This is a genomic window from Micromonospora sp. HK10, from assembly GCF_000982955.1.
Classification (GTDB): Bacteria; Actinomycetota; Actinomycetes; order Mycobacteriales; family Micromonosporaceae; genus Micromonospora.
On record NZ_KQ058750.1, the window covers coordinates 1 to 3,300 of the forward strand.

The window sequence follows — 3,300 nt, forward strand, 5'->3', positions numbered from 1 at the left end:
GGCCGCCCGCCGACCCCGGCCGTGCCCCGATCCGGCGCGGGCCGATAGCGTGCCGGGCATGGTGCGATGGCGGGCCGGCACGGTCACGGGGGTGCGGCGGCGCTGGGCCGGCGCGGTGGAACTCGACGTCGACCTGCCCGACGGCGCCCGGATGCGCGCCCTCGCCTACCCGGCGCTGGTCGGCGACCCGCAGCCCGGCGACCGGGTGCTGCTCAACGCCGGCGCCCTGCTCATGGGGCTCGGCACCGGCGGGTACGCCCTGGTCGTCGCCCTGCCCGACCGGCTCCCCGCCGATCCGCCGCAGCCCGCCGACACCCGGGCCGCCGGCCACCTGGTCAAGGCCCGCTACACGCCGTTGCAGCCGATCCTGCTCGGGGTGGACGAGGAGGCCAGCCCGCACCACGCGCTGCTCGCCGCCGCGGAGAGCCTGGACGGGCTGCCGGTGGTCACCGCCGACCTGCACTCCGCGCTGCCGGCGATCCTCGCCGGCGTGCACGCCGACGCCCCCGACGCCCGGGTGGCCTACCTGCTCACCGACGGTGGGGCGCTGCCCGCCTGGTTCTCCCGCACCCTGGCCGGGCTCGCCGGCCGGCTCGCCGGCACGGTCACCGTCGGCCAGGCCTTCGGCGGCGACCTGGAGGCGAGCACCCTGCACAGCGGCCTGCTCGCCGCCCGGCACGTGCTCCGCGCCGACGTCGCGATCGTCGCCCAGGGCCCGGGCAACCTCGGCACCGGCACCCGCTGGGGCTTCTCCGGGGTGGCCGTCGGCGAGGCGGTCAACGCCGTCGCCGCGCTGGGCGGACGGCCGGTCGGCTCGCTGCGCGTCTCCGCCGCCGACCCCCGCCCCCGGCACCGCGGCGTCTCCCACCACAGCCTCACCGCGTACGGGCGGGTGGCCCTGGCCCCGGCGGACCTGGTGGTCCCCGACGGCCTCGACCCGGCGCTCGCCGAAGAGGTGGCCGCGTCGCTGGCCCCCCTCGCGGAGCGGCACCGGATCGTCACGGTGCCCACCGACGGCCTCGACGCGGCGCTGCGGGCCAGCCCGGTCGGGCTGTCCACGATGGGGCGCGGCCTGGACGCCGACCACGCCTACTTCCTGGCCGCGGCCGCCGCCGGCCGGCACGCCGCCGCCCTCACCCGCTGATCGGAGACTCAGCCCGCCAGGTAGCCGTGCCGGACCAGGAAACCGGCCGACCGCCGGTACGCGGCTAGCGCGAACCTCCGAGGACGCCGGCGGTCGACCCGCGACGCGGCAGCCGGCTCAGCCAGCTCAGCCGGCTCAGCCAGCGAACAAGATCAGCGCCAGCCAGGCGCCCACGATCACCACCAGCGCGGCGGCCAGCACCCAGGTCGGCACCGTGTACTCGCCACGGCGGTTCCGCTCGACCTCGGCGCGGATCTTCTCCCGGCGCCGGTCGAGCCAGTTGAGCTTCTCGGTGCCACGGTCGCGGTCCGGGCGCGCGCCGCCGTCGCGGCCGGAGGGTTCGGAAGTGTTCATCGCCGTGCCAGCGTACCGGTGGCGGGGCGGCCGGTACCGGGGCACCGGCCGCCGCGCCTCACATGCTGGCGATCAGCCGCTCCACCCGCTCGTCGTACGCCCGGAACGGGTCCTTGCACAGCACGGTGCGCTGCGCCTGGTCGTTCAGCTTCAGGTGCACCCAGTCCACGGTGAAGTCCCGCCGCTTCTCCTGGGCGTGCCGGATGAACTCGCCGCGCAGCCGCGCCCGGGTGGTCTGCGGCGGGGTCTCCTTCGCCTCGAAGATCTCCGGGTCAGTGGCCACCCGGTCCACCTCTCCGCGCCGCTCCAGCAGCCCGTACAGGCCGCGCCCGCGCCGCAGGTCGTGGTACGCCAGATCCATCTGCGCCACCCGCGGATGCGACAGCGGCAGGTCGTGCTTGCGCTGATACCGCTCGATCAACTTCAGCTTGGTGATCCAGTCGATCTCCCGGGCCACCGGGTCCAGGTCGCCGGTCTCCACCGCGCGCAGCACCCGCGCCCACAGGTCGACCACCCGCTTAGCGGTCTGGTCTCCGCCCCGGCGTTCCACGAACTCCGTGGCCTTGGCCAGGTACTCCTGCTGGATCTCCAGGGCGCTGACCTCCTTGCCGGAGGCCAACCGCACCTTGCGCCGCCCGGTGATGTCGTGCGACACCTCGCGGATCGCCCGGATCGGGTTCTCCAGCGTCAGGTCCCGCATCACCACCCCGGCCTCGATCATCCGCAGCACGATGTCGGCGGTGCCGACCTTCAGCAGCGTGGTGACCTCGTTCATGTTCGAGTCACCGACGATCACGTGCAGCCGGCGGTACCGCTCCGCGTCGGCGTGCGGCTCGTCCCGGGTGTTGATGATCGGCCGGCTCCGGGTGGTCGCCGAGGAGACCCCCTCCCAGATGTGCTCGGCCCGCTGGGACAGGCAGTAGACCGCGCCGCGCGGCGTCTGCAGCACCTTGCCGGCGCCACAGATCAACTGCCGGGTGACCAGGAACGGGATCAGCACATCGGCGAGGCGGCCGAACTCGCCGTGCCGGGAGACCAGATAGTTCTCGTGGCAGCCGTACGAGTTGCCGGCCGAGTCGGTGTTGTTCTTGAACAGGTAGATCTCGCCCGCGATGCCCTCGTCGTGCAGCCGCTTCTCCGCGTCGACGAGCAGCCCTTCCAGGATCCGCTCGCCCGCCCGGTCGTGGGCCACCAGATCCGTCACCGAGTCGCACTCCGGCGTCGCGTACTCCGGGTGCGAGCCCACGTCCAGATAGAGGCGGGCTCCGTTGCGCAGGAACACATTGCTCGACCGGCCCCACGACACCACCCGCCGGAACAGGTACCGCGCGACCTCGTCGGGGGAAAGCCGACGCTGCCCGCGGTAGGTGCAGGTGACGCCGTACTCGGTCTCGAGGCCGAAGATTCGCCGCTCCATGATGTGACATTAGCCGCCCGAGGCCGCCGATGGGCAGCGCTCATTGCGCCGGTCCGACCGGCTGAGCCCCGACCATTCCCACCGCCCGCGCATCCCACCGTCGGGGCCAGCGTCGTCGGGGCCGATCCGGGTCACCGCGGGTGCCACTTTCCGACCCGGCGCGCGGCGCAACGTGCCCTCCCCGGCCCGGCCGGCGGTCGGGCCCGCGCGGACGCTCCACGTGCCGGTCCCAGGTGGACGCGCCCAGGGCTGTCGCCGTCCCACCCGCTCGGGTCCGCGCCGGTCCCGGCGATTGCTCCCAGGCCCGGCGGCGGTCTCGTGCCTGGTCTGCTGCCGCCTCCACCCGGGCCGCTCGCGGCCTCACCCTGAGACCTGCGCGGCCTCG

The 3,300-nt window shown here is 74.6% G+C and carries 3 protein-coding genes; 1 reads left to right on the forward strand and 2 read right to left on the reverse strand.

Annotated features, from left to right (window positions below):
• The first annotated feature begins 58 nt into the window (after positions 1–58).
• Positions 59–1,144 (forward strand): DUF3866 family protein, encoded by a 1,086-nt coding sequence (locus LQ51_RS09400; protein ID WP_046564328.1) that lies wholly within the window; start codon positions 59–61, stop codon positions 1,142–1,144.
• A gap of 135 nt (positions 1,145–1,279) precedes the next feature.
• Here LQ51_RS09400 and LQ51_RS09405 read toward each other — a convergent pair whose 3' ends face one another.
• The gene (locus LQ51_RS09405; RefSeq protein ID WP_046564329.1) at positions 1,280–1,498 is read right to left on the reverse strand and encodes a hypothetical protein; all 219 of its coding nucleotides are present in this window, start codon (positions 1,496–1,498) and stop codon (positions 1,280–1,282) included.
• Positions 1,499–1,556: 58 nt separating this feature from the next.
• Positions 1,557–2,915 carry a Pup--protein ligase gene (gene pafA, locus LQ51_RS09410; protein WP_046564330.1) on the reverse strand — a complete coding sequence of 453 codons (1,359 nt, stop codon included), beginning with the start codon at positions 2,913–2,915 and terminating at the stop codon, positions 1,557–1,559.
• Positions 2,916–3,300: the final 385 nt, after the last annotated feature.

Coding starts and splice junctions, on each gene's coding strand:
- LQ51_RS09405 (WP_046564329.1), bottom strand. CDS start 1,498: ATGAACACTTCCGAACCCTCCGGCCGCGACGGCGGCGCGCGCCCGGAC.
- pafA (WP_046564330.1), bottom strand. CDS start 2,915: ATGGAGCGGCGAATCTTCGGCCTCGAGACCGAGTACGGCGTCACCTGC.
- LQ51_RS09400 (WP_046564328.1), top strand. CDS start 59: ATGGTGCGATGGCGGGCCGGCACGGTCACGGGGGTGCGGCGGCGCTGG.